We start from the raw sequence: 24,594 nt of genomic DNA, 5'->3' as shown, positions 1-24,594 counted from the left end.
AAGAAAGCAAACCAATTTTTCGGCTCCGTAGGTGCCTCCTGTTGCAAAAGCGATGCTCCCCCAAGATTGCCATATTTAGATTTCCGTTGAAATTACTAACTTTAATTATGGAACATTACGATAGCCGGATTGATGCCTACATTGAAAAATCTCCCGATTTTGCAAGGCCAATTTTAAATTATCTGAGGGCTGTGGTGCATGAGGCCTCGCCCATGATAACCGAAACCATGAAATGGAGCATGCCATTTTTTGATTATAAAGGTGTGGTTTGTAATATGGCTGCTTTCAAGCAGCATTGTTCATTTGGGTTTTGGAAAGCATCGTTATTGGAAGATCCGCAGAAGATACTGAGCCTGGCCGATCAGGCTGCAGGCAGTTTTGGCCGGTTAACCAGCATTGATGACCTGCCGCCGAAGGAAGTACTAATCGAGTTTATACGGCAGGCGATGGCTTTAAATGAAGATAATAAACCAAGACCTGCCTCATTGAAGAAAACACCCGCCCAGCGCGACGAGCTGGTAGTACCAGATTACTTTGTTAAGTTTTTAGAAGCCCACCCGCAGGCCTGGCTTAACCTGAACCAGTTTAGCTACTCCCAAAAAAAGGAATATATAGAGTGGATCACCGAGGCCAAAACCGAAGCTACCCGCCTTAAACGCATGGAGACCGCCGCCGAATGGCTTACCGAAGGTAAATCAAGGCATTGGAAGTATAAATAAAGCAGAAGTGCTTATTTTGCTTTATCCAACCTTGTAGGCTTCTCATTCGGGAAGCTGAAAAGCATATACATTTTATCGCCCTCTGTATGGAAGGTGATATCGGCGCGTTCGTTCTCATACATAAAGAACGAGTCTTTAGCATACGGCTTAAATTCAATAGGAACCTCATCGTTTTGCGCAAAGAACAGTTTATCGCCGGTTAACAATATTTTGAATTTGTTTTTAGCATCTTCCCTTATCTGATAATTCCCGGTGTATTGTCCCAGTTGTTTTGCCGGTATGCTGATAGCCTTATGCTGTTTGCAATAGGCAAATTTTATAGCGTTTTGCATTACTTGTGCCAGGGCCGCCCCGTGCCCTGCATTTGGGGTAATAGCAGTAGCAATATCCAACCCTTTACAGTGCTGGTTTTCCATGTAAGTCTTAAACTCCTGAATGTTTTTGCTCGTTAACTGTTCAAACGAGCCAACGCCCAGGAACACTTTACTGTTAAGATCATGGTTATTGGCAAAATATTTTTTGGCTGTAGGGATTAGTTCACTGCCGCTATTTCCCGGCGCACCTATAAAAATCATATTAAACAGGTTGGGATGTTCAAACAACACCATGGTAGTGAACATGCCACCAAACGAATAGCCGTATAAGGCTTTATTATCGATTACACGGTATTTGCTTTGCACAAACGGTATTACCTCCTGTTCAATAAATGAAATGAATTTTGGCCCGCCGGTAGCAGGATTCAGGTCACGGCTGCGCTGGTTGGGGCGGTTACCGTAGCCGATACCGACAATAAGTGCCTCGGTGGTTTCATAGTCCTGCCTGAGCATGTTAAAACAGTTCATGGCAACGGTCATGTTCCAGTCGCCGTCGGTCATATATAGTACCGGATATTTAGTTTTAGTGGTATCGTAACCCGGAGGGAAATGCACATATATGGTATAATCCTCGCCAATAACTTTTGAATTGTAATCCCACTGTACCATGTCTTTATCAGTAAATGTAGTGGGGGAGGTGCTTTTAACCTGGGCGACTACAATGTTTGCAAAAAAGATAGAAGCAAAAAGGATTGCGCTGAGTTTTAAGTTTTTTTTAAACATGGCGGTATGATCATATAAATTAAGATAGCGTTAATTTACAAAAGGTTACAGCGCCGATGAAATAAATACGGATGCCGGTCTAAGTTTAACGATAGCGTAACTTCGACCAGACTATAGTAAATAATGACCGTGAGCATACAGATCTCATCCATCTATCTTTTGTCATTTGTACGTTTGTGCCTTACCTTTATTTAATTAAATATAAAGCCTTATGAATACAGAAAAAGCCATTTTAGCAGGCGGTTGCTTTTGGGGGGTAGAAGAATTAATCAGGCATTATCCTGGTGTTATTTCCACCGTAGTGGGATACACAGGCGGTGACGTGCCTAATGCAACTTATCGAAATCATGGAACACATGCCGAAGGCATTGCAGTTGAATTTGATCCCGCTAAATTGTCTTATCGCAAGCTCCTCGAATATTTCTTTCAGATCCATGACCCTACTACCCGAAACAGGCAGGGAAATGATATCGGTACTTCTTATCGTTCGGCTATTTTTTATTTGAATGAAAGCCAGCGCGAGGAAGCAAACACGCTTATCGCAGAAATGGAGGCTTCGGGTATTTGGCCCGGGAAAATTGTTACGGAAGTAGTACCGGCAACTGATTTTTGGAACGCCGAAGCTGAACACCAGGATTATCTTCAAAAAAATCCATATGGCTACACTTGCCACTTTGAAAGGCCTGATTGGAAATTGAGCTGATAAAATAAAAAAACGTTAAAGCCTGATACTGGTCGAAATTTAGCGATAGCGTGACTTTGACCAGTATTTGATGAAATAAATAATAAAAAGCGTCATTGCGAGGTACGAAGCAATCCCCAATAAGCAGGTCCGCCCTGTATAGTTTGGGATTGCTTCGTACCTCGCAATGACGCTTTGTTTTGGCCTGAATTATGGAAATCTAAAAATCCAGTGGCCCTAACCTTTTCATGTTTTTCATGATAAGGTATTGCCTGTGCTTTAAATACTTGGTAGGGTTAGTAGCCGACCACTTTAGCGGGCTCGGGAAAATAACAGCAATAGCAGCTGCTTCCTGGCGGGTTAAATCCGACGCTGATTTATGGAAATAGGCCTGCGAGGCAGCTTCAACACCATAGATACCATCGCCCATTTCAATTTCGTTTAGATAGACCTCCATAATGCGTTTTTTACTCCAGAAGGTTTCTATCAACACGGTGAAATATGCTTCAATGCCTTTGCGAAGTATAGAGCGGCCTTCCCATAGGAAAACGTTTTTGGCTACTTGCTGTGATATAGTGCTACCGCCAATCAGTTTTTTGCTGTGCGAGTTTTTTTCAATAGCTTTTTCAATAGCATTAAAATCGAAGCCGTGGTGTTCCAGGAAAGTTTGATCTTCGGCGGCAACTGCAGCACGCTTCATATTATCAGAAATATCATCAAAATCCTTCCAGTGCTTATCAATCTTCCACTCTTTACCGGCAGATTTACGCTGAAAGCCACGCTCTATCATCAGCCAGGTAAAAGGCGGGTTAATAAAGCGGTAAAATATCACACCTAATAAACTCAGGCCGAAAAAGAGGAGGAAAGCCAGTTTAAAGATCCTGAAGATAAGTTTAGGTATGCCGTAATATTTAGAATCCGATTTTGAATTTCGTGCGTTCGACTTCGATTTCTGACTGTTTTTACTGAAGAACTTTAACACTGCTATAATATTTCCTTATAAAAAGAGAGGGCGCTTTGCTTTGGCAAAACACCCTCTAAAATTCTAAATTTTTTCCATAAATCCGAAATAAATATTCTTGATTTCGGATTTGTTTTTATTCAATTCTAATCATAAAAAAACAGGTGTTTTGAATTAACAAAACACCTGTTTTAGTTTTTCAAAATCCGAAATTGAAACTCCGAATTCCGAAATATAATTATTCCGCTACTACTTCAAACGGAACCTGAACTTTAACTTCTTTGTGCAGGTTGATGTTGGCAACATACTCACCAACAAATTTTGGCTCCTGATCAAAAGTGATACGGCGACGGTCAACGTCAAAACCTTCTTTTTTCAATGCATCAGCAATTTGGATAGTGTTGATAGCACCGAAGATTTTGCCAGTTTCGCCGGCCTTAGCACCAATGTTAAGTTTAACACCTTCTAAACGGGCTGCAATAGCATCGGCATCCTTACGGATTTTCTCTTGCTTAAATTGAGCTTGTTTAAGGTTTTCAGCTAAAACTTTACGTGCACTTTCAGTAGCTAATATGGCGTAGCCTTTTGGTAAAAGGTAGTTACGGCCATAACCTGGTTTCACATTTACGATATCGTCTTTATCACCCAGGTTTTTTACATCTTGTTTTAAAATAACTTCCATTTCTTAAATCTCCTATTATTTTAATGAATCTGTAACGTAAGGTAATAAACCGATGTGACGAGCGCGTTTAACAGCCTGAGCCACTTTACGCTGGAATTTTAATGAAGTACCAGTTAAACGACGTGGTAATACTTTACCCTGATCGTTAATGAACTTTAATAAAAAGTTTGCGTCTTTGTAATCGATATACTTGATACCGTTCTTTTTGAAACGGCAGTATTTTTTACGGTTATCCTCCACTTTTGGAGCGGTAACGTATTTAATTTGTTCGTTAGCCATTAGTTTGCTGCCTCCTCTGCTTTAGCTGCTGGTTTTTTGTTGAAAGCACCGCTGCGTTTTTTGTCATTGTAAGCAATGGCATGTTTGTCCAAAGCAATGGTCAGGAAACGCAATACACGCTCATCGCGCCTTAACTCTACCTCCAATTTGTTAATTAATTCACCCGGAGCCTTAAATTCAGTTAAGTGATAGTACCCTGTAGTTTTCTTTTGGATAGGGTACGCTAATTTTCTCAAACCCCAATTATCCTCCTGGACAATTTCGGCTCCGCCATCAGTTAAGATCTTGCTAAATTTGGCATTTGCCTCTTTAGCAACTTCTTCTGAAAGCAACGGGGTTAGAACGATCACGATTTCGTACTGTTGCATTATACTTGATTTTTAATTATTTACCCGCTATTAACGGGGCTGCAAATGTACAAATAGTTTTGTGAATTTCAAATCAATGTTGATATTGGTTAATAACTATTTACGCTTTTTTTTAAAACTTATCACCAAGGGTGTCGTTTTATCCTAAAAAACTTAAAGCTATGCAGTTACTGACAGACTTAACCGGTGTAGAAAACTCAAAAGTGCTTTCATTTGATGAGATCCTGATGTACGGCGGCGGGGATGATCCGCTTGAAGGTGATTGGGGCGACCAGGAAGATGAGGATTTTGACGATATACTTGATGATAAGGAAGACCTGCATGAAATACAGGTTGATGATGACTTGGGTGAGCCCGATCCTGAAGATGATGATCATTTGCCCGATGACGATTTTTAGAAAATTAGTGTGTGCGGGTTTATTTTGATGCGGCGAAATCAATTGGTAATGTTGTTTTTATCATATGAGTACTGCTAATGTGTAAAATTTTAGCAAAAGCCCCCTTTCACCAAATCTAATTTCTCACTACCTTAGCACTTGTGGATAATTTCATTGTTTCGGCCCGTAAGTATCGCCCGGCTACTTTTGAAACCGTTGTTGGTCAGCAACATATAACCAATACGCTCAAAAACGCTATAAAAAATAACCAGCTGGCACAGGCATTTTTGTTCTGTGGTCCGCGTGGTGTGGGCAAAACTACCTGTGCCCGTATTCTGGCTAAAACCATTAACTGCACCAATTTGCAGCCTAATGGTGAGGCCTGCGGCGAGTGTGCGTCATGTAAGGCCTTTGAAAATGGGAATTCTTTTAACGTTCATGAACTTGATGCTGCATCCAACAACTCGGTTGATGATATCCGCAGTTTGATTGAGCAGGTGCGGATTCCGCCGCAGGCAGCACGCTACAAGGTTTATATTATTGATGAGGTGCACATGCTGTCGCAGGCCGCTTTTAACGCGTTCCTGAAAACGCTTGAGGAGCCGCCTCATTACGCTATATTCATACTGGCCACCACCGAAAAACATAAAATTCTTCCAACTATTCTATCCCGTTGCCAGATCTTTGATTTTAACCGCATCAGGGTTGAGGATATGGCGGGACACCTGGCTTCAATTGCCGGCAAGGAGAATATCAGTTATGAGCCGGATGGCTTGCACATTATTGCACAGAAAGCCGACGGAGGTTTGCGCGACGCGCTTTCCATGTTTGACCAGATCGTAAGCTTTTCCGGTGGCAAAGTCACTTATCGTTCGGTTATCGATAACCTGAACATACTTGATTACGATTACTATTTTAATATAACCGAAAGCCTGCTTAAAGAGGATACCGCAAAAGTATTGGTGTTTTTTGATGAGATCCTTTCGCGCGGGTTTGACGGCGCTCATTTTATAGCCGGTCTTTCCGAACATTTCCGGAACCTGTTAGTTGGAAAAGATCAATCAACACTAAAATTGCTTGAGGTAAGCGAAGGCATCAAGACAAAATACCTGCAGCAATCGCAGCAGGCATCGGTTTCCTTCTTACTCTCGGCTATGAATATCGCCAACCAGTGCGATATCAGTTATAAGCTCAGCAAAAACCAAAGGCTGCAGGTTGAGTTAGCGTTACTCAAGATGTGCCATCTGCCATCGGTATTTAACCTGGCAACCACACCGCTAACAGTAACGCCCGCTACCGACGGGGGATTAAAAAAAAAACCTGATACCTCAGCAGTAACACCTGCTAATGGTGCGCCAGCAAGTCCGGCGGTGTCCATGGTAAGTGAAGCTACGCCCATATATAATGCTCCTGCAAAAGAGCCTGTAATACCTTCTGCACAGCCCAAAGAGAGCGCAACGGCCGCAAAACCTAAGATTGCAATGCCTTTAGGAAGCACGCTCACTCCCTCGTTAACCGGCGAGATCAAAACGAAGGAAGCCATACTTGAAGAAGAAGATCCGTATTTAAAGGGCGAGGATAAAGAGGATTTTACCATGGATGCCTTTTTGCAATGCTGGAGCGATTTTGCCGCATTTGCAAAAAAGGAAGGTAAAAAAACTTTGCTAACCGTACTTACAACCGGTGCGCCACGCATGCTGAAGCCTTATGTTTTTGAGGTAATAGTTGGTAACATGGTGCAGGAAAACATTTTCAGGGATGAAAAGCCCATTATGCTCAATTACTTGCGCAGTGCACTCAAAAATTTTACTATTGACGTAAATGCCCGTGTTGACGAACTAAAAGTAGTGCGCAAGCCTTACACCGCGCCCGAAAAATTTCAGCACATGGCGGCGCGCAACCCTGAATTGCTGGAGTTAAAAAATAGGTTTAACCTTGATTTTGATTAAAGTTGGCTTAAACGCTGAGCTATATGCTTAATAGCCCAGCATTTAATGTGCTATTTCAAAGGAGTTCTGTCGTTTTTGGGGTATCCTTCTTCGTCAAGGTCATCCCGGTCATCTTCGGGCGTATGGGATAAGGCAGCATCAACAGGGTCAACCTCAACACTTTCTCCGTTATCAATGTGCATTCCTAATTCATCTACATCGGTTTCAAGCGAACGGTCTTCATCAAATTCGCCGTCAACGTCATAGGGATTTGCTTCATCATAAGTGGAGTTAAAATCCTCGCCGTTTTTTGCTGTGGTATGATACGGATCGGGATGGTCATAATCGGGGTCATCGCTCTTAACGTCGTATTCGTAGCTGTTATCATCGGAGTTGTAGCTCAGATCTTCTGTATCGACGGTTTCTCCCAATTCGTCTTTCAGCGTTTCGTCGCGATCGGGGAGATCGTCATTGAAACCTGCGTCGTCTATTTGATCGTTGTTCATAGGTCTGTGTTTTTATAATATAAATATACACAGTAAAAACCCTGCCAAAAAGCAAATCAAATTAAAAAAAAGATTTTTACTCCAAGCTTAATAATGGATCTGTTTTCGGTACGAAGTAACACCGCCAATGGCAAATTTAAAGCCTAATGTAATTTGTGAATATGCGTCGTTATGAGCGCCGGCAACATAACCGTCCAAATTGTCGCCCATAATAAAATTATATTGATAACCCAGATCAATTTTAACAGAGGGTTGGTTGTAGCTGTTAAAAAACTTAAACTCATAACCTAACCTTACAGGTATAAAAATTTCATTTGTTTTAGGTTCAAAGGGCAATACCTGGTCATGCTCCAATAAAAGGGCATCGTCTGTTCTGTACACAATATTATTATTGATAAGTCCTAAGCCTGAGGATAGGTAAAGGTTTTTAAAGGCATTGGCTATCGCACTTTTCGAATAGTCAATTAACTCGCCGGCCTGTACCTGTACCTTGAATGAGTAAGCGCTGAAATGATTTTCAAACTGCCTTTGTGTAGCGGTATTGGGCGAGCCTCCCTTTAACCGGCCTACTTCTAAATTAACTATATAATTTAAAAAGGGGCTTTGGTTGTAAGTAAAGTTGAGATTTATAGAAGGGGTTGTTTTTAAAGTTTGTACGTCGACCGAACTGGCCTGGTTGATACCTGCTGCAAAACCGACATCATATTGGGCGTAATCAAACCCTATCTGAGCTTTTGCTAAAAATGATACAGAACACAACAGGATTATAATGGAGGGTTTTAGTATGAGTTTTATCATAATGAACGATAACTCCGGCTGAAAGGAGTTTGTTTTATGGTAAGCGTTTTATTTAGTAAAAATAGCACCAAACTTTATAAAAACAACAATATCGGCGCTAATAATTGTCATAATAACGAAACGTGTGATTTTTCATTGCACTATTTGATAAAATTGATAAAGTCAATTTTATATATTTGGGCCGTTTGTATAACAAAAACCACATCAGGCATGTCAAAAATAAAAGTAGAGAATCCGGTAGTTGAACTGGATGGCGATGAAATGACCCGAATTATCTGGAAATTCATCAAAGACAAATTGATTACCCCGTACCTTGATCTTGATATCAAATACTATGACTTGGGTATCGAGTACCGCGACCAAACCGACGATCAGGTAACTATCGACGCAGCTAACGCTATTAAACAATACGGCGTTGGTATTAAATGCGCTACTATTACTCCAGATGAAGCAAGGGTTGCTGAGTTTGGGTTAAAACAAATGTGGAAATCACCAAACGGCACTATCCGTAACATCCTGGATGGTACTGTTTTTCGCGAGCCAATTGTAATGTCAAATGTACCTCGTTTGGTACCTAACTGGACAGCTCCTATCTGTATCGGTCGTCATGCTTTTGGCGATCAGTACCGTGCTACCGATTTCTTAACCAAAGGTAAAGGTAAACTTACTGTTAAGTTTACTCCTGAAGATGGCGGCCCTGAGCAATCGTATGAAGTATTTAACTTTAAAGGTGATGGTGTTGCATTAACTATGTACAATACCGATGAATCTATCAGAGGGTTTGCGCATGCCTGCTTTAACCAGGCTTTAATGAAAGGCTGGCCTTTATACCTTTCAACTAAAAATACAATCCTTAAAAAATATGATGGCCGCTTCAAAGACATTTTTGAAGAGATCTATCAAAATGATTACAAGCAAAAATTTGAAGCAGCCGGTATCACTTATGAGCACCGCTTAATTGATGACATGGTTGCATCGGCCCTTAAATGGAACGGTAACTTTGTTTGGGCTTGTAAAAACTATGACGGCGACGTACAGTCAGATACAGTAGCACAAGGCTTTGGCTCATTAGGTTTAATGACTTCAACCCTGGTTACTCCAGATGGTACTGTAATGGAAGCAGAAGCTGCCCACGGTACAGTAACCCGTCACTATCGTGATCACCAGGCTGGTAAACCAACATCAACTAACCCAATTGCATCTATCTTTGCATGGACAAGAGGTTTAGAGTTCCGTGGTATCCTGGATAAAAACCAGGAGTTGATCGATTTCTGTAAAGCTTTGGAAGAAGTTTGTATCGAAACTGTTGAAAGCGGAAAAATGACCAAAGATTTGGCCATTACTATTAAACCTAAAGTAGAGCACGGTACCGATTACCTGTACACTGAAGAGTTTTTAGCTGCAATTGACGAGAACCTGAAAAAACGCTTAGGTAAGTAATTTTCAGACTGCTTAATATGAAGAAGCCCGTGCATTAGCATGGGCTTTTTTGTTATACAACATATTAAGTAAATCAATTTAGCATTTTCAATTAAACATTTAACTCCTAACTTAGCAGGCAAAATACATAAACACTATGTCGGCATTATATCCATTAAAATTTAAAACCATTTATAAAGACAAGATATGGGGTGGTCAAAAGATCAAAACCTATTTGCATAAAGATTTTGGCGCTTTACCAAACTGCGGCGAAACCTGGGAAATATCAGGTGTAAAATCTGATGTTTCGGTTGTTGCTTCAGGGGCCCTTGAAGGTGAATCATTAGCTGATTTACTGGAGCAGTACAAAGATGAACTGGTTGGTAAAAAGGTTTATGATCACTTCGGTAATATTTTTCCTTTATTGGTGAAGTTTATTGATGCCAACGATGATCTTTCTGTTCAGGTACATCCTGATGATAAACTGGCGAAAGAGCGCCATAACTCATTTGGTAAAACCGAAATGTGGTATATTATTGAAGCTGATAAGGGTTCGACATTGATTACCGGTTTTAATCAGGAAATGACCGAGCAAAAATATGTAGACGCTTTAAACAGCGGCCATATCATGGATATCCTGAACAGGGAAGAAGCAGTTGCTGATGATGTTTTCTTTTTGCCTGCAGGCAGGGTACATACAATAGGTAAAGGTTTACTGATTGCCGAAATTCAGCAAACATCTGATATCACTTACCGTATTTACGATTTTGACCGCGTTGATGATAAAGGTAACAAACGTGAATTGCATACTGAGGAAGCGCTTGCTGCTATCGATTATAAGCATTATTCCGAATACAAAACGTTATATGAGCCTAAGGAAAATGAAACCGTAAAGCTGGTTACCTGCCCGTACTTTACAACTAATGTGCTTGATTTTGATGAAAGTACATCGAAGGATTATTCGGCACTTGATTCATTTGTGATCCATGTTTGTGTTGAGGGTGGATATACTGTAAAGTATAACAATGAAGCATACGCCGTTAAAATGGGCGAATGTATCCTGTTGCCAAAAAGTATTGATAAAATTGAGCTGGAAACAACTGGTGGCTTTAAGATACTGGAAAGCTATATAGAATAATTATTGCCCCTAACTTTATATCCACATCGGTTTTAGTTAAGCAATAAAAGAAATACGGAGCATTTATTATGTTCCGTATTTCATTATGTTTTCATTTGCCTGCCGAATAGTTTGATCAAAAATTTCTGTAAGATGGTTGGGTTTTACCGGCTTGAAAATATAGTCAGTAATTTCAGAAATATTTTTAGCCCGGTGAATGTCATTGAGATCAAGCGAGGGACTCATGATGTAAACAGTGATGTTTTTCCCCATTTGTGGCTTTAATTTCGCAAATTCATTCATGAACTCCCACCCATCCATTATGGGCATATTAATATCCAGTAATATGATATCGGGCAACACGTGGTCGTCGTTTGCGTTATTTAGCGCATTTAAGGCTTCCTGTCCGTTAATAAAATGACTTAGCCGGGTATTTATTCCTTTTATACCTATTAATTTTTTTAGGCCGTAAACATAAATACTATCATCATCTACAATCCAGGTATTGACTGGATCTCGCTCTGCAATCATCTCTCGTTAATTTAATTATGCAAGTCTGATAGTAAATTTTGTGCCAATATTTACTGCACTGTCAACTTTAATATTACCGCCTAATGCTTCAATCTGGTTGCGGGTAATAAACAGGCCTATGCCTTTAGCATCGGTATTTTGGTGAAATGTTTTGTACATGCCAAAAATTTTATCCCCATAACGTTCAAGGTCAATACCGAGGCCATTATCTTCAAAAATCAAATAGATATGATTTCCTTCCGTTAAAGTATAGCATTTTATAACAGGCTGCCTGTCGGGATGGCTGTATTTTAACGAGTTGGTGAGCAGGTTTTGTAAAATACTTTCCATGTAGGCCGGGATGTAGCTAATCTCGGGGCATTGCGTAAAATTGCCTTCAATGCGGGCGTTTATGGCTTCAATGTTATTCTTTAATGCAGAGCAGATATTTTTGAACATCGGCTCTAATTCAACCATTTTCCGCTCTTTGGTTATTTCTGTTTGGATCTTAACTATCTCGTTAATATGTTCGATGGTAAGGTCCAGGCTGTCGCTGATAGTTTTTATGTGCGAAAAGATTTCCTCCCTTTCTTCACTTGTTTCAGTTTGTTCAAACAGGTTTACCATAAACTGAAGATTGCCTGTATGCGAACGAAGGTTATGGGATACTATGTACGCGAAGTTTTGTAAACGGCGGTTTTGATCGGTCAGTAAATTTATTGACTGTTCAAGCTTTAGTAATTTTCTTTTTTCGCTGTCAATATCCTGTACAATGCCTTTAACAGAGGTGCACTTGCCGAAATGATTAATTACCGGTACGGCCTTTACCTTTAACCATAACATATTGTTTTTGGCCGAGCGTAAAAGCAAATCGATATCAAAAGGCCGGCTGTGCTCAAGGGTAAGGTTAATGGCATCTTGTAAAACAGGCCGGTACGGAGGCTCAAAAAAACTAATAAACTCCTCAACACTAAGGTTTAATTGATTCTGAAGATCAAATAAATCATATACCTGTGTTGATAGCTGGATAGTGTCGGTACTTTGAGCGTTAATTTCCCAGCTTCCGAGGCGTGCTGTTTTAAAGGCGTCATCATTGATAACCTGGTTATGCGCCGATAACAAGTCGTTATGCTTGTAACGGTTGATGTTTACAAGCGAACCGTATGCTATACAGCCATGCTCGTTATCCTGTTTCCTGATGGTGGTTTCAAACCACTGATAACCGTTTTTCTTTGTTAAAAAGCGTAATTGCAGCGGAGGGGCGTTTTCAGCTACCCGGTTATTGATGGCGTTAAGGAATGCCGGTTTATCGCCATGGTAAAGTAAATGCTCAAAAAAAGTATAGGCATTGCATTCAATTTCATTTAACTGAAAATCCAATACCTTATAAAAGCCTGTCGACCATTTTACTTCCCTTGTGTTGAAATTATACTTCCAGATACCCGTATCCAGATCATTGATCAAAGGGGTAAGATGTACATCGTCGCCAGAAAGTTTACCCTTTTCCGAAAAACTCATATCAACAATCCGTTCACTAATTCAATTTATTTTTGACACGTCCTTAATATTAAAATACGTGCCACGATTTAAAGTTTTTAAGTTTACAACCACCAGTTGTTTGGCTGTAAGCTTCTGCCCAATCATTATTCCACATTTGCCAAGCCTCAAATATAATATTTTTGATACTTTATAATGTATTCTTTTACTGGTATTTACGGTTTTTGGAATATCTGGCTATATGTACTCCTAATTGAAGTAATATTTTGTAAAATACCCCTCAAATAACCGATCCTTTGCTTAAATACATTAAGAGTTGAATATATCTTCAATAAAATACTTCGGCGTAATTTGATTGTAAAAAATAGTGGGCACTAAGTTAGTGAATATGGGTGAACTATTATTGAGTATTATAATGTCCTATTTTACAGGCAATTTATCCAAATTTAATTTTATAGAAAAATATTATATATTCTATTTGCTTATTAGTTCATTAAGTGCATTATTGGCAATCCATTTTGCTGATTTGGCGGGCTGGTTATAAATATTTCTTGCAGTATCAATAGCTTTAACTTTTAATATAATATTTCGTTTGCCTATTTGACGTAATGCCCAGTTAACGGCCTTTTTAACAAAGTTACGGTTATCCCAGGCTTCCCGCTCCATAATGGGAAACAGGCTTATAAATACTTCATCGGGCGCAGTTTTATTGTGAATGGCGTATTCAGCCATTAAAACAAATCCCGCACGTTTTACAAATTCCTCTTCGTGACTACTATATTCAATAGCCTTATCAATGGCGAATGGGGTACGGTCAAAGAGATTGCCGCAAACCTGGTCGCAAATGTCCCAGGAGTAAAAATCGCTTACCCATTTATCCATCAATTGAGGTGTAACCTGTTTAGGATCGGCTATCATGGAGGCCAGCATCCTGGCTTCATGTATTTGTGTATCCCAAAGGCCTAACGCCAGTGCATGGTCTTTTTTAATGGTTTTAGCCAGCTTACGGATCTCGGGTAGCCTTACACCTAAAGCTTTTGAACTATCAATCCCAAAGCGCGCCATTCCTTTTAAATAGGCGGCATCAGCTTTTTCTTTAAGCTGTTCGATGACAAATTGTACGGCATTCATTTAATTGGTCATGCTTTTCTTTTGAAGAGTATTGTGGATAGGTACAACCTGCATCAGCGCTGCGCTGCAATAAAAAGGGTGCAGCTCCATCACTAAAGCCCCTGCTTTGATAGCCGGGTCGGTTTCGGTAAGTTTTTGGGCTTCCTCTACAGTTTCTACATTAAAAATGAAAATACCACGCAAAGGCTGGTTATCCAAAAAGGGTCCTGCCACAACCAGCTTACCTTCGGCAGCAAGCCTGCCAATGTTTTTAAGATGCGCCATTTGCAGCTGCATGTTAGCAGCCGAATCTTTCAGTTGCGTTGGGCCTTCTTTCAGGAAGGCCATTACATATTTTTTCATGCCATAATCATCGGCACCAAGTTTTTTTGCAAGGGCGGCATCGTAAACGGGTTTGGCGGATGGTGAACTTTGGGCTAAGCAGTTAACACTTAGTATGGCAGTGGTAAGGATAAGTAAAGCTTTTTTCATAAAATTGTTAATTAGTTATACCAAATATAACCTAATGGCTGCCAAATAAAAAGCCGGGCATTTGCCCGGCTTAAAAGCCTATACAGTACTGCTTTTTATGTTAGTTGCTGAACTTTTTATTTGTTCCGCTCTTCTCGTAAAAAGCTTTATAGTCTTTGATGTTCAGCATATCATAAATAGCCTGCTTTTTATCCGGACAGTTATCATAGTAGCCCTTGCAGATCTGGTAACCAACCCAATAACCCAGATCGGCTGGTTTATCAGCGGTTTCCTGATTGGAGTTGGCTATCCAATTGTAGCCGCGCTTTAAATACATTTCTTTTTCAAAATCGGACCATATTTGTTTTTCGTGTCCTTTTGCCCACACATGGAGGCGCTCGTTAGCAGTATGGCCGGAAATCAGTTCGCCCAAAAAGTCGGCCATGCCTTCAACCAAAACCGCCCGGAGTAACGTAGTATCACCGCCTAACATGCCGTCCTGGTTAAAGTGAATAAGTTCGTGAGCCACAAGGTTAGGAATGTAATCAAGCTTACCAAAGTTGTTGTTTTCCCAAAGGGTAAGTTCATCTACAGGTATATCGGGCGTACGCACTGCCTGGTCAAGGCCAATGAGCAGGCCATTATCTGATGAAGTGCCTCCCGATGAAAATGCACCGATTACAAAATATACATCCGGGAATTTAGCCTGCGGGTAAAGCTCTTTAAGTTTTACAAACGATGCCATCATCTGCGGCTTTTGTTTATCAACCGTATAGGTGTTTTTGCGGATGGCCGCATAAAACTTTTGCTTTTTATCATGACCTTTTACAAAGTTTTTCATGTGTATAACTTTGTATGCAAAATAATCCTGCAAGCCGGCCGATCCCGGATCAACATAATATTGTCTGTAAATTTTAAGCCGGTTGGCTGTGTCTTTTTGAGCACGGTCATAAGCCGTCCAGAAGTTTTTAATATCGCTGGTTACAAGTTTGGCTTTTAAGGGATCATCGGTGAATCCCTTAGCCTGCTTTTCTAAAGAGTTGAGCAGCGGTCGCCATTCGGGCATTTGATGTAGTGAATTTAGGTCTGAATCTGTTACCAGGTGTGCTGCATTTTTATAGCCGCTGTTAATAGCTAATTTCAATATGATCATTGCGCTGTCGGCTTTACCCGAAAGAGCATAGCAGCAAGCAGCGTTGTAATAATCGCCGGTGGCCGAAGCTTTAAATTCGGCTTGTTTGGCCGATTGCAGGTAACAATTTCCTGCTTGAATGAAGTTTTTTGCCTCGTATAAGCTATCGCCTTTGGCGCTCAGGCTTTTTTGCCCAAAAACTGCGGGGCTTAGTAAGATAAAGATGTAGGTTAAATATTTACGCATGGGCTAAAAGTAACAATTGAAAACAAAAAAGCCGGGCAAGGCCCGGCTTATAATGATAAATCACTATTTAAAAATCCGAAATCAAAGATTTCCTCTCGCTTCCTGCTCGCGCTCAATTGCTTCAAACAGGGCTTTAAAATTGCCCGCCCCGAATGATTTTGCGCCCTTGCGCTGGATGATCTCGAAGAATAATGTCGGCCTGTCTTCAACAGGTTTGGTAAATATCTGCAGCAGGTAGCCCTCGTCATCACGATCAACCAGGATGCCTAAACGTTTCAGAGGCTCAAGGTCTTCATCTATATGACCAACGCGGTCAATCAGGTCATCATAATAAGTTGAGGGAACGGTTAAAAATTCAACGCCGCGGTTTTGCAGTTCGGTAACGGTTGCTACAATATCATGGGTAGCGAGGGCAAGATGTTGTACTCCTTCGTCCTCATAAAATTCAAGATATTCCTCAATTTGCGATTTCTTCTTGCCCTCGGCAGGCTCGTTGATTGGGAATTTTACATAACCATTCCCGTTGCTCATCACCTTGCTCATTAAAGCCGAATACTCTGTCGAGATCATTTTATCATCAAAAGTGAGTATGTTGCGGAAGCCTAAAACTTCTTCATAAAAATTAACCCACTCGTTCATTTTATGCCAGCCTACATTGCCTACGCAATGGTCAACATAAAGCAGCCCTGCATCTGCTGGGTTATAGGTATTTTCCAGCTTTTGATAGCCGGGCAAAAACAAACCATTATAGTTTTTGCGCTCAATAAACATATGCACAGTTTCGCCATATAGTTTAATGCCGCTGGTACGCACTTCGCCATGTTCGTCAGTTAAGGTTTGCGGTTGCTGATAAGGTTCGGCACCACGTTTAGTGGTTTGCTCAAAAGCATCATAAGCGTCATCAACCCAAAGTGCCAGTACTTTTACACCATCGCCATGTTTTTTAATATGCTCGGCAATGGGATGTTCGGAGTGTAGGGGAGTGGTAAGTACAATTCTAATCTTACCCTGCTGCAAAACGTATGATGCCCTGTCGCGTACGCCGGTTTCAGGACCGGCATAGGCCAGGTTCTGAAAGCCGAAAGCTGTTTTATAATAATGGGCCGCCTGCTTGGCATTGCCTACATAAAATTCAACGTAATCCGTACCATTAAGGGGCAGGAAATCGGTTGTGATTGGTTGTTTATCTAAAGTTTGAGTGTGCATTTTAATGAATTTAAATGTGTCATTGCGAGGAACGAAGCAATCGCGAACTGTGCAGATTCGCTTTGTATAGCATGCGATTGCCACGCTACGCTCGCAATGACATAGGGTTAGTAGTTAATATTGCCAGCTTTTATAATAATTTTCATCCTCTATTTTAATAGCATCCTCCGTTAACATCAGCGGTCTGAAAGGATCAATCATTACAGCCAGCTCATCGGTTGATTCTTTGCCTATTGATTTTTCGACAGAACCTGGATGCGGGCCATGTGGGATACCGCCGGGATGCAGGGTGATCTGCCCTTTAACTACGCTTTTGCGGCTCATGAAATCACCATCTACATAATATAAAACCTCGTCGCTATCCACATTGCTGTGGTTGTAGGGCGCAGGTATGGATAGCGGATGATAGTCAAATTTGCGGGGCACAAATGAGCAAATCACAAAGTTGTTACCTTCAAATGTTTGATGCACCGGTGGGGGCTGGTGCAATCTGCCCGTTATCGGCTCAAAATCATGAATGGATAAAGCCCAGGGGTAATGAAAGCCATCCCAGCCTATAAAGTCAAACGGATGGGTGGCATAGATGTAAGGATAAATGAGTCCCTGTTTTTTTATCAGGATTTTAAAATCGCCATGCTCATCATAAGTTTTCAGATTGGCCGGTAGTTTGATATCGCGCTCGCAATAGGGCGAATGTTCCATCAGTTGTCCGTACTGGTTACGGTAACGTTTGGGCGGACGAATAGGGCTGAAACTTTCTACGATAAAAAGCCTGTTTGCCGTACCATCAAACTCCATCTGGTAAATGGTGCCGCGGGGAATCACCAAATAATCACCATACTGAAATTTGATATTGCCGAAACCTGTTTTTAAAGTGCCGGAGCCTTCATGAATGAAAACTACCTCATCGGCCTGGCTGTTTTTGTAAAAATAATCGGTCATGCTTTGGCGTGGTGCTGCAAGCGAAATATGCAGATCGCTGTTTACCAGTACCGGCTTGCGGCTTTGCAGGTAATCATCTTCGGGTTGTATGTTGAAACCTATCAAACTGGTATGCTTCAGGTGTTTTTCGCGCGCTATTTTAGGCTCCACGCTGTATGGTTCGCCCAGGGTTTTTACAATGGTGGGCGGGTAGGCGTGGTACACCAAGGAGTAAAGGCTTGAAAAACCTTCGGTCGAAACAAGCTCTTCGGCATATAAACTACCATCGGGCTTACGGAATTGCGTATGCCGCTTAGGCGGAATTGATCCTAAACTATGATATAGAGGCATGAATTGGTTTAATTGGTTAACAATAAAACGTATAAAATGCTGATTTGTGTTCGGAATAATAAGTCCGAAAGCATAGCCCTAACCATTAATAAATAATGGTTAAAAAATGAAGATAGCGGGAATGGAGGATTAGTATTGCGCCAGTACGATCTTGGCAAGCATAGCATCTCTGAACGACGAAGCATCGCTCATGGAGGTTAACCCCAATGAAAACAGAAAATGCATTTGTATGCGTAACATGATACTAAGTTAGCGGGATTATATTTAGGATGCAAATTTAGGTGAATGGTTGATTAAGCTGATTAGGTGAGTGGTTGGTTTTTTTCACGCCGCCGCTCGGCTCCAGCCGAGTGGTAACTATTTCACGGCCTCTGGCCGCCGGTGTGATGTATACAGGCCAGAGGCCTGGGGATAACCGCCACTCGGCTGAAGCCCATAGCCGTTAACTTAAGGAAGAAAAAAGCGTGGGAAAGTGTGATTCCCTCTTGAGAGAGTAATAGCCCATGAAAAGACATAAGTGAAGAATTAACCGCCATATCGACTCACCCCGACATCGCTACGCTCGTCACCCCTCTCTACGCAAGCGTAAAGAGGGGATTTTAATTTGTTTTTTTTCTTACCCTCTTTATCCGAAGGATAGAGAGGGTGGTCCAGCGTAGCGTAGACCGGGTGAGTCAACTGTACGGTTTGTCATTTCCCGTCGCTGTCTAATGATGGGCTATTACTCTCAAGAGGGGATTTTAAAAGACTTGTGCCAAACTATTCAATTAAGTTAACGGCTATGTGCTGGAGCCGAGCGGCGGCGGAATATATCCGCGTAAGAAACCACTCACCTAATCAACTTAATCAACCATTCACCTAACAAAAAATCATTAGCTTTGATTATACCAATTAAGCTACTCTATGAAATTAGTATCCTATAAAACCGAAGACCGCGAACATCTTGGCGTTTTTGTTAATGGCCATATCTATAATTTAAACTCCTGCGATAAACTGATCCCCGACAATATGAACGAGTTTTTGTGGGGAGGGCCCGAACTGATGGAACATGCTGCACGGGTTAATGAAGATATCCGGTCGGGAAAAATAGAGGCTAAAGAGGAATTGTTTTTTGAACTGATGGCGCCTGTGCCTCACCCAACGTCATGTCGTGACGGTTATGCTTTCAGGCAGCATGTGGCTTCGGCGAGGCGTAACCGTAAGCTGGATATGATACCGGAGTTTGATCAGTACCCTATTTTTTACTTCACCAATCATAATGCCATACAAGGCCCCGGCGAAATTGAGTGCATGCCCGATCATTTTAAGAAACTGGATTTTGAATTGGAGGTAGCCGTGGTGCTCAATAAAAAAGGACGTAACATTACCGCTGCTGAAGCCGATAGCTTTATTGCCGGTTACATGATCATGAACGATATGAGCGCCCGCACCCTGCAAATGGAAGAAATGCTGTTGAACCTTGGCCCGGCAAAGGGCAAGGATTTTTCGACGGTGATTGGTCCGTGGTTGGTGACGCCCGATGAGCTGGAGCAATATAAAGTGCCCGCAAAACCTGGCCATACCGGTAATGCTTATAACCTGGAGATGAAATGCGTGGTGAACGGCAAGCAGGTATCTGCAGGTAATATGGCCGATATGGATTGGACCTTTGCCGAAATCATTGAGCGTGCAGCTTACGGTTGCGATGTTTTGCCTGGTGACGTAATAGGCTCGGGTACTGTTGGCACCGGCTGCTTCCTGGAGCTGAACGGTACTGGTGTACTTAATAATGCCGATTATGAACCGCAATGGCTGCAACCCGGCGATCTGGTTGAAATGGAGGTAACAGGGTTGGGTATGCTGGGTAACATCATTGAGAAAGCAGATAGCGATTTTTCGATATTGAAGTTGAAGAAGTAAGAAAATAAAAAAATATACCACGCCACTGCGAATAACTATGTCGTTGCGAGTGTAGCGTAGCAATCGCATGCTATGCAGAGCCGTTATGCTTCCGTGCGATTGCCGCGCTACGCTCGCAATGACATCTGATAAATGATATATAATAATGCCTACCATCAACATAGCCGATCTTTCGCCGGTTCAACTTCAGAGTTATTTGCACTATGTAATAGCGCCGAGGCCAATATGTCTTGCCTCTACTGTGGATAAAGCGGGTAACGTAAACCTGAGCCCTTTCAGCTTTTTTAATTTCTTTAGTACCAATCCTCCGATATGTGTTTTTTCGCCGTCGCGCAGGGTAAGGGACAATACCACCAAGCACACGCTTGAAAATGTAAAAGAAGTGCCCGAGTGTGTCATCAATATTGTTAACTATGATATGGTGCAGCAGACTTCGCTTTCAAGTGTAGAATATGCGCTGGGGGTTAATGAGTTTATTAAATCGGGGTTAACACCAGTGCCATCGCAATTTGTAAAACCGCCGCGGGTAGCGGAGTCATATGTGCAGCTGGAATGTGTGGTTAACGAGGTAATTGAATTAGGACAAGGCCATGGTGCAGGCAACCTTGTGCTTGCCGAAATTAAGTTGATCCACATTAGCGACGCTGTATTAGACGCAGAAGGTAAAATAGACCAGGAAAAAATGGACCTGGTGGCCCGCCTCGGTGGCGACTGGTACTGCCGGGTTACTAAAGAGAACTTGTTTAAAGTAGCCAAACCCACCACCAAAATGGGCATCGGCGTTGATGCACTGCCTTATGCTATCCGCAATTCAAGAATACTGACAGGTAACAACCTCGGGCAGCTGGGCAACCTTGAGGTTATACCCACCGACGAGGCCATTGAAGCCTTTGCGCTAACTCCCGAGATAAAGGAAGTACTCGACGCCACCATCGGCGATAGCCAAACGCGCGAACTACAATTGCATTTGAAAGCCAAACAATTGTTGGAAGTGGAAAGGGTAGAGGAAGCTTTGATGGTGCTGTTGATGGAGTGATAACTGCGTGGTAATAGCTGTGAGTTTAGTGAAACTATGTCATTGCGAGGAGGAACCGCCTGTCCCGGATTTATTTCGGGAACGAAGCAATCGCATGCTATACAGATCCGCTCTGCTTCCGTGCGATTGCCACGCTACGCTCGCAATGACATGGTCTTGTTATTCGAAATGATCTCTTTTGCAGCAAAATTTATAATCTGATCAATTATCAATAAGCGTAATCTTTACCGCTGAGATGATAATCAACCGGTACCTGCCGCTTTTCAAACAGTTCATAGGCTGGCTTCAGCGAGCGCCAAAAGGCATCTTGTTTATATGCTGTATAACGCTTTAAATTTGTATCATCCATCCTAAAAGGAAAAATGTCAACTCTGATTTGTTTTTGTCCGGCCGCAAACGCCTCGTAAACCAGGGTGTAAATTTCTTCTATGCGGGCATCAGTCATGGCATAACAGCCTATAGAAGCACAATGCCCATGCACCATAATAGCACTACCTGTGTAGCCTTTGGCTTTATCAACCACGTTGGGATATCCAACATTGATAGCTAAATAGTAATTACTAACCGGGTTAAGCTGTTTAGGTTCAATGGTATATAAACCCTCTGGACTTTTGCCGTCACCATCGCGGGTTTTTGTACCGAGACCTCCGGAGTAGGTGCACACATCATAAGTTTTAAAAAGCTGGTATTTATTGGCCGATTTTACCCATACCTCAAGTACACTGACGTTTTTGATAATACGGAGGTAAACAGAACCATAGGGGGCAAAGCCTTTGTCTTTAAGCTCTTTCTGAAGTTTAGGCCATACTTTAAGGCGAACATCGCTGGCTCGTTTACTGTCGGGTATTTCGGTTTTGTGAAGGGCTATTAATATAATTAATAGCAGCAATGTGATCAGTTTAGGCATTGATTAGGTTGTTAACTATAATTGTAGTTAACGGAGTTGTCGGGAGGAAATTATGTGGAGCGGGAGATTTTTTTGTTAGCTAAAAGATGTCAATGCAACTTCCATGTCATTGCGAGCGAAGCGTGGCAATCGCACGGAAGCAGAGCCGCTCTGTATAGCAAGCGATTGCTTCGTCGTCCCTCCTCGCAATGACATTTTTTTGTTGTAAGCAGTTGGTTTTATATCCCCAACACTTGCTTCAACTTTACATATCCTGTTTTACTTACCGGGATCTTAGCGCCGGATTTCAGGATGGCAAGGTGCGCGTCTTTTTCATAAGGATCGATACGGGTGATCTGCGGTATAGCCACGATGTATGAGCGGTGTACACGTACAAAATGGTTTGGATCAAGGGTTTGCTCAAAAAAGCTCATGGTTTTATTTTTGAGGTAGGAGCCCTCTTTGGTAATAACGCTTACATAATCATCATCGGCCTGCAGGTACTCAACATCGGCAACAGGGATGATCTTTACTTTGGTGCCGGTTTTTACTACAATACGCTCGTGTTGTGCCGGCGATTGAGTGGCTGCGGTTTCCAGCAGTTCTTCCGTTTGTTTAGGGGCAGGTTTTGGAGCTGCCGTAGCCAGAAATTTTTCTACTGCTTTATTAAAGCGCTCTTTACTGAATGGTTTTAACAAATAATCAACCGCGTGGGCTTCAAAAGCTTTGATGGCGTATTCATCAAATGCGGTGGCAAATATTACGGCAGGAGGTTGTTCAACCAGTTCAAGCATTTCAAAGCCGGTAATTTTAGGCATCTGGATATCTAAAAAAACCAGATCGGGCTGGTGCTGCTGAATAGCCTTAAGACCTTCAAAGCCATCGTTACATTCCTGTATCAGTTCAATGTCTTTAAAATCAAGCAGGTATTCCCTTACAACCATGCGGGCTAAAGGTTCATCATCAATAATTAAAGCTCGCTTCATAGTTGCGGTATTTTTATAATGGTAGTGTACAGATCATCGCTCGCATGGGTTTCCATTAAATCATTGCGGGCATACAGCAAATATAATCGCCGCTGCACTCCCCGCAAACCAAAACCTGTACCTTTTTTTGGTTTGGATGTTTGCGGATCATAAGGGTTCTGTACCATTAAGTTCAGATAACCATCCTCAATTTCGCCGCGGATGCTCACAGTAACTTCGCCTATGGTATCGTAAAGGCCAAATTTAATGGCGTTTTCAACCAAAGGCTGTAACAGCATGGATGGTAATATGGCGGTTCCGCATTTGGGGTCACAGCTTATTTCGGTTTGTAAACGGTGCCCAAAGCGTACTTTTTCAATATCGAGGTATAAGTTAAGGTGTGCGAGCTCTTCGGTGAGGCTAACCTGCAGCTGATCATCTTTTTTAAGTGTTCCGCGTAAAAAGTCGGATAACTGGTGGATCATCCTGCGGGCCTCATCAGGCTTAAAGCCAATAAGCGCGTTGATAGAGTTAAGACTGTTAAACAGGAAGTGCGGCTGCAATTGCTGGCGCAGGTTATACAACTCGGCCTCGCGGGCAAGCTGCTCGGCTTCGGTTTTACGTTTCAGGGTTTCTTTCTGATCCAGTTGCGAAAACCACAATAAGCTGATCATGGCCATCCAGCCGATGGCCAAAAAGTCGGTGAACAAGCGAATGGTTAATGATTGGGCCAGGAAACCGGTATAAATGGTATCGCTGTTTATTAGCGGTAAAAGGTAACGGCATCCGGCTGTACAAATGCCTGCAAGTGCAACGCACCATATAAACAGGTTAATGTAACTGCCTTTGCCCGGTTGGTAGTAGCGTAAATTATTATTGATAAGCCAGCATGCACATGAAAGCAGTATGGCACTCAGCAGGCCATCAGTAGCGGCAGTGAACCATAAAAAACCAAAACTATGGATGATGTAAGTTTGCAGTGCAGCCCAGGCCACACCGCATATTACAAATGCTGCGTATAGTTTTGATGATTGTATTGATGGAACTTCCAAAACGGGTTGCTTTCTTGTGGTTTAAGGTTTAATTTCTGATGCCCAATAAGGCCGATTTATGGTGCGCCCAGGCTATGTACAGGTCGGCGTCGGGCGTTTCATGTATATTGTAATACAGTTCGGTACCGTCTGTAAGTTCGCCAAGCTGGTTAAGTTCGGCTACATCTATAAATTGCCATTTAACGGTTTGCTTTTCAATATTTTTGAAGCTATCCTGATTGGCGTGACCTATACGGTTTGCTTTTTCATAAGCTACTAATTCACTATCTGCGCTGATCAACCTTAATTGCTCATCAAATTGCGCCTGATGGTCGCCATCCCCGCTTATCACCCTGAAAACTAATTTTGCTACGTACCAGTTCATGTTGTTTATACTTTT

The 24,594-nt window shown here is 41.9% G+C and carries 26 protein-coding genes; 8 read left to right on the top strand and 18 right to left on the bottom strand.

Features of this window, described 5'->3' with window-relative positions; all coding sequences use genetic code 11:
- The first annotated feature begins 107 nt into the window (after positions 1 to 107).
- Positions 108 to 719 (top strand): YdeI/OmpD-associated family protein, encoded by a 612-nt coding sequence (locus BMX50_RS27515; protein WP_091218139.1) that lies wholly within the window; start codon positions 108 to 110, stop codon positions 717 to 719.
- Between the two features lie 11 nt (positions 720 to 730).
- Here BMX50_RS27515 and BMX50_RS27510 read toward each other — a convergent pair whose 3' ends face one another.
- Positions 731 to 1,816 carry an alpha/beta hydrolase-fold protein gene (locus BMX50_RS27510; RefSeq protein ID WP_091218135.1) on the bottom strand — a complete coding sequence of 362 codons (1,086 nt, stop codon included), beginning with the start codon at positions 1,814 to 1,816 and terminating at the stop codon, positions 731 to 733.
- A 211-nt stretch (positions 1,817 to 2,027) separates the two neighbouring features.
- Between BMX50_RS27510 and msrA the strand changes: the two genes are divergently transcribed.
- On the top strand, positions 2,028 to 2,519 hold the full coding sequence (gene msrA, locus BMX50_RS27505; protein ID WP_091218131.1) for a peptide-methionine (S)-S-oxide reductase MsrA: 492 nt from the start codon (positions 2,028 to 2,030) through the stop codon (positions 2,517 to 2,519).
- 199 nt (positions 2,520 to 2,718) lie between these two features.
- Here the strand turns inward: msrA and mtgA are convergent, their stop codons facing one another.
- The 4 genes from mtgA to rpsF all read right to left on the bottom strand — a co-directional run bounded on the left by mtgA (position 2,719) and on the right by rpsF (position 4,788).
- Positions 2,719 to 3,387, bottom strand: coding sequence for a monofunctional biosynthetic peptidoglycan transglycosylase (gene mtgA / locus BMX50_RS27500; RefSeq protein WP_394332328.1), 669 nt, complete (start codon positions 3,385 to 3,387; stop codon positions 2,719 to 2,721).
- Positions 3,388 to 3,697: 310 nt separating this feature from the next.
- Positions 3,698 to 4,141 (bottom strand): 50S ribosomal protein L9, encoded by a 444-nt coding sequence (gene rplI, locus BMX50_RS27495; RefSeq protein ID WP_091218124.1) that lies wholly within the window; start codon positions 4,139 to 4,141, stop codon positions 3,698 to 3,700.
- A gap of 15 nt (positions 4,142 to 4,156) precedes the next feature.
- Positions 4,157 to 4,420 (bottom strand): 30S ribosomal protein S18, encoded by a 264-nt coding sequence (gene rpsR / locus BMX50_RS27490; RefSeq protein ID WP_022833472.1) that lies wholly within the window; start codon positions 4,418 to 4,420, stop codon positions 4,157 to 4,159.
- Entirely contained in the window at positions 4,420 to 4,788 is a 369-nt protein-coding gene (rpsF, locus tag BMX50_RS27485; RefSeq protein WP_091218122.1) for a 30S ribosomal protein S6, read from the bottom strand. Before rpsF ends, rpsR begins: the two co-directional genes overlap by 1 nt.
- Positions 4,789 to 4,949: 161 nt before the next feature.
- Here rpsF and BMX50_RS27480 point away from each other — a divergent pair, with 161 nt between their 5' ends.
- Entirely contained in the window at positions 4,950 to 5,186 is a 237-nt protein-coding gene (locus tag BMX50_RS27480; protein WP_143065279.1) for a hypothetical protein, read from the top strand.
- A 140-nt stretch (positions 5,187 to 5,326) separates the two neighbouring features.
- Positions 5,327 to 7,114, top strand: coding sequence for a DNA polymerase III subunit gamma/tau (locus BMX50_RS27475; protein WP_091218115.1), 1,788 nt, complete (start codon positions 5,327 to 5,329; stop codon positions 7,112 to 7,114).
- Positions 7,115 to 7,164: 50 nt separating this feature from the next.
- Here BMX50_RS27475 and BMX50_RS27470 read toward each other — a convergent pair whose 3' ends face one another.
- Complete coding sequence (locus BMX50_RS27470; RefSeq protein ID WP_091218112.1) at positions 7,165 to 7,599, bottom strand: hypothetical protein; 435 nt, start codon at positions 7,597 to 7,599, stop codon at positions 7,165 to 7,167.
- An 87-nt stretch (positions 7,600 to 7,686) separates the two neighbouring features.
- Positions 7,687 to 8,397, bottom strand: coding sequence for a hypothetical protein (locus BMX50_RS27465; protein WP_091218109.1), 711 nt, complete (start codon positions 8,395 to 8,397; stop codon positions 7,687 to 7,689).
- Between the two features lie 210 nt (positions 8,398 to 8,607).
- Between BMX50_RS27465 and BMX50_RS27460 the strand changes: the two genes are divergently transcribed.
- Both BMX50_RS27460 and BMX50_RS27455 read left to right on the top strand, forming a co-directional pair.
- Positions 8,608 to 9,837 carry an NADP-dependent isocitrate dehydrogenase gene (locus tag BMX50_RS27460; RefSeq protein ID WP_091218349.1) on the top strand — a complete coding sequence of 410 codons (1,230 nt, stop codon included), beginning with the start codon at positions 8,608 to 8,610 and terminating at the stop codon, positions 9,835 to 9,837.
- Between the two features lie 136 nt (positions 9,838 to 9,973).
- Entirely contained in the window at positions 9,974 to 10,954 is a 981-nt protein-coding gene (locus BMX50_RS27455; protein WP_091218104.1) for a type I phosphomannose isomerase catalytic subunit, read from the top strand.
- 66 nt (positions 10,955 to 11,020) lie between these two features.
- On the opposite strand, the gene BMX50_RS27450 is transcribed toward BMX50_RS27455, so the two are convergent.
- The 7 genes from BMX50_RS27450 to BMX50_RS27420 all read right to left on the bottom strand — a co-directional run bounded on the left by BMX50_RS27450 (position 11,021) and on the right by BMX50_RS27420 (position 18,377).
- Positions 11,021 to 11,464, bottom strand: a complete 444-nt coding sequence (locus BMX50_RS27450) for a response regulator (protein ID WP_091218100.1) — start codon at positions 11,462 to 11,464, stop codon at positions 11,021 to 11,023.
- A gap of 15 nt (positions 11,465 to 11,479) precedes the next feature.
- Complete coding sequence (locus tag BMX50_RS27445) at positions 11,480 to 12,961, bottom strand: sensor histidine kinase (protein ID WP_091218097.1); 1,482 nt, start codon at positions 12,959 to 12,961, stop codon at positions 11,480 to 11,482.
- A 453-nt stretch (positions 12,962 to 13,414) separates the two neighbouring features.
- A complete protein-coding gene (locus BMX50_RS27440; protein WP_091218094.1) occupies positions 13,415 to 14,071 on the bottom strand; it encodes a DNA alkylation repair protein in 657 nt (218 codons plus the stop codon).
- Positions 14,072 to 14,542: a YciI family protein gene (locus tag BMX50_RS27435; RefSeq protein ID WP_091218091.1), complete on the bottom strand. Its 471-nt coding sequence runs from the start codon at positions 14,540 to 14,542 to the stop codon at positions 14,072 to 14,074.
- A 100-nt stretch (positions 14,543 to 14,642) separates the two neighbouring features.
- Complete coding sequence (locus BMX50_RS27430; RefSeq protein WP_091218086.1) at positions 14,643 to 15,899, bottom strand: gliding motility protein GldB-related protein; 1,257 nt, start codon at positions 15,897 to 15,899, stop codon at positions 14,643 to 14,645.
- A gap of 81 nt (positions 15,900 to 15,980) precedes the next feature.
- Entirely contained in the window at positions 15,981 to 17,105 is a 1,125-nt protein-coding gene (gene hppD, locus BMX50_RS27425) for a 4-hydroxyphenylpyruvate dioxygenase (protein WP_091218082.1), read from the bottom strand.
- A gap of 114 nt (positions 17,106 to 17,219) precedes the next feature.
- On the bottom strand, positions 17,220 to 18,377 hold the full coding sequence (locus BMX50_RS27420) for a homogentisate 1,2-dioxygenase (protein ID WP_091218078.1): 1,158 nt from the start codon (positions 18,375 to 18,377) through the stop codon (positions 17,220 to 17,222).
- Positions 18,378 to 19,280: 903 nt separating this feature from the next.
- On the opposite strand from BMX50_RS27420, the gene BMX50_RS27415 reads away from it, so the two are divergent.
- On the top strand, positions 19,281 to 20,276 hold the full coding sequence (locus BMX50_RS27415) for a fumarylacetoacetate hydrolase family protein (protein ID WP_091218073.1): 996 nt from the start codon (positions 19,281 to 19,283) through the stop codon (positions 20,274 to 20,276).
- Positions 20,277 to 20,421: 145 nt separating this feature from the next.
- Complete coding sequence (locus BMX50_RS27410; RefSeq protein ID WP_091218069.1) at positions 20,422 to 21,312, top strand: flavin reductase family protein; 891 nt, start codon at positions 20,422 to 20,424, stop codon at positions 21,310 to 21,312.
- 208 nt (positions 21,313 to 21,520) lie between these two features.
- Here BMX50_RS27410 and BMX50_RS27405 read toward each other — a convergent pair whose 3' ends face one another.
- The 4 genes from BMX50_RS27405 to BMX50_RS27390 form a co-directional block, all read right to left on the bottom strand.
- Positions 21,521 to 22,219: a L,D-transpeptidase family protein gene (locus BMX50_RS27405; protein ID WP_091218066.1), complete on the bottom strand. Its 699-nt coding sequence runs from the start codon at positions 22,217 to 22,219 to the stop codon at positions 21,521 to 21,523.
- 218 nt (positions 22,220 to 22,437) lie between these two features.
- Positions 22,438 to 23,184, bottom strand: a complete 747-nt coding sequence (locus BMX50_RS27400) for a LytR/AlgR family response regulator transcription factor (RefSeq protein ID WP_091218063.1) — start codon at positions 23,182 to 23,184, stop codon at positions 22,438 to 22,440.
- Positions 23,181 to 24,215 (bottom strand): sensor histidine kinase, encoded by a 1,035-nt coding sequence (locus BMX50_RS27395; RefSeq protein ID WP_244281115.1) that lies wholly within the window; start codon positions 24,213 to 24,215, stop codon positions 23,181 to 23,183. The genes BMX50_RS27400 and BMX50_RS27395 overlap by 4 nt, the downstream gene beginning before the upstream one ends.
- A 28-nt stretch (positions 24,216 to 24,243) precedes the next feature.
- On the bottom strand, positions 24,244 to 24,579 hold the full coding sequence (locus BMX50_RS27390) for a DUF4288 domain-containing protein (RefSeq protein WP_091218060.1): 336 nt from the start codon (positions 24,577 to 24,579) through the stop codon (positions 24,244 to 24,246).
- Positions 24,580 to 24,594 lie beyond the last annotated feature (15 nt).

The organism is Mucilaginibacter gossypiicola (assembly GCF_900110105.1).
In the GTDB taxonomy this organism is placed as follows: Bacteria; Bacteroidota; Bacteroidia; order Sphingobacteriales; family Sphingobacteriaceae; genus Mucilaginibacter; species Mucilaginibacter gossypiicola.
Note: the sequence above shows the minus strand (reverse complement) of the source record. Positions and strands in the feature narration are given on the sequence as shown.

Coding starts and splice junctions, on each gene's coding strand:
- BMX50_RS27515 (WP_091218139.1), top strand. CDS start 108: ATGGAACATTACGATAGCCGGATTGATGCCTACATTGAAAAATCTCCC.
- BMX50_RS27510 (WP_091218135.1), bottom strand. CDS start 1,816: ATGTTTAAAAAAAACTTAAAACTCAGCGCAATCCTTTTTGCTTCTATC.
- msrA (WP_091218131.1), top strand. CDS start 2,028: ATGAATACAGAAAAAGCCATTTTAGCAGGCGGTTGCTTTTGGGGGGTA.
- rplI (WP_091218124.1), bottom strand. CDS start 4,141: ATGGAAGTTATTTTAAAACAAGATGTAAAAAACCTGGGTGATAAAGAC.
- rpsR (WP_022833472.1), bottom strand. CDS start 4,420: ATGGCTAACGAACAAATTAAATACGTTACCGCTCCAAAAGTGGAGGAT.
- rpsF (WP_091218122.1), bottom strand. CDS start 4,788: ATGCAACAGTACGAAATCGTGATCGTTCTAACCCCGTTGCTTTCAGAA.
- BMX50_RS27480 (WP_143065279.1), top strand. CDS start 4,950: ATGCAGTTACTGACAGACTTAACCGGTGTAGAAAACTCAAAAGTGCTT.
- BMX50_RS27470 (WP_091218112.1), bottom strand. CDS start 7,599: ATGAACAACGATCAAATAGACGACGCAGGTTTCAATGACGATCTCCCC.
- BMX50_RS27465 (WP_091218109.1), bottom strand. CDS start 8,397: ATGATAAAACTCATACTAAAACCCTCCATTATAATCCTGTTGTGTTCT.
- BMX50_RS27460 (WP_091218349.1), top strand. CDS start 8,608: ATGTCAAAAATAAAAGTAGAGAATCCGGTAGTTGAACTGGATGGCGAT.
- BMX50_RS27455 (WP_091218104.1), top strand. CDS start 9,974: ATGTCGGCATTATATCCATTAAAATTTAAAACCATTTATAAAGACAAG.
- BMX50_RS27450 (WP_091218100.1), bottom strand. CDS start 11,464: ATGATTGCAGAGCGAGATCCAGTCAATACCTGGATTGTAGATGATGAT.
- BMX50_RS27445 (WP_091218097.1), bottom strand. CDS start 12,961: ATGAGTTTTTCGGAAAAGGGTAAACTTTCTGGCGACGATGTACATCTT.
- BMX50_RS27440 (WP_091218094.1), bottom strand. CDS start 14,071: ATGAATGCCGTACAATTTGTCATCGAACAGCTTAAAGAAAAAGCTGAT.
- BMX50_RS27435 (WP_091218091.1), bottom strand. CDS start 14,542: ATGAAAAAAGCTTTACTTATCCTTACCACTGCCATACTAAGTGTTAAC.
- BMX50_RS27430 (WP_091218086.1), bottom strand. CDS start 15,899: ATGCGTAAATATTTAACCTACATCTTTATCTTACTAAGCCCCGCAGTT.
- hppD (WP_091218082.1), bottom strand. CDS start 17,105: ATGCACACTCAAACTTTAGATAAACAACCAATCACAACCGATTTCCTG.
- BMX50_RS27420 (WP_091218078.1), bottom strand. CDS start 18,377: ATGCCTCTATATCATAGTTTAGGATCAATTCCGCCTAAGCGGCATACG.
- BMX50_RS27415 (WP_091218073.1), top strand. CDS start 19,281: ATGAAATTAGTATCCTATAAAACCGAAGACCGCGAACATCTTGGCGTT.
- BMX50_RS27410 (WP_091218069.1), top strand. CDS start 20,422: ATGCCTACCATCAACATAGCCGATCTTTCGCCGGTTCAACTTCAGAGT.
- BMX50_RS27405 (WP_091218066.1), bottom strand. CDS start 22,219: ATGCCTAAACTGATCACATTGCTGCTATTAATTATATTAATAGCCCTT.
- BMX50_RS27400 (WP_091218063.1), bottom strand. CDS start 23,184: ATGAAGCGAGCTTTAATTATTGATGATGAACCTTTAGCCCGCATGGTT.
- BMX50_RS27390 (WP_091218060.1), bottom strand. CDS start 24,579: ATGAACTGGTACGTAGCAAAATTAGTTTTCAGGGTGATAAGCGGGGAT.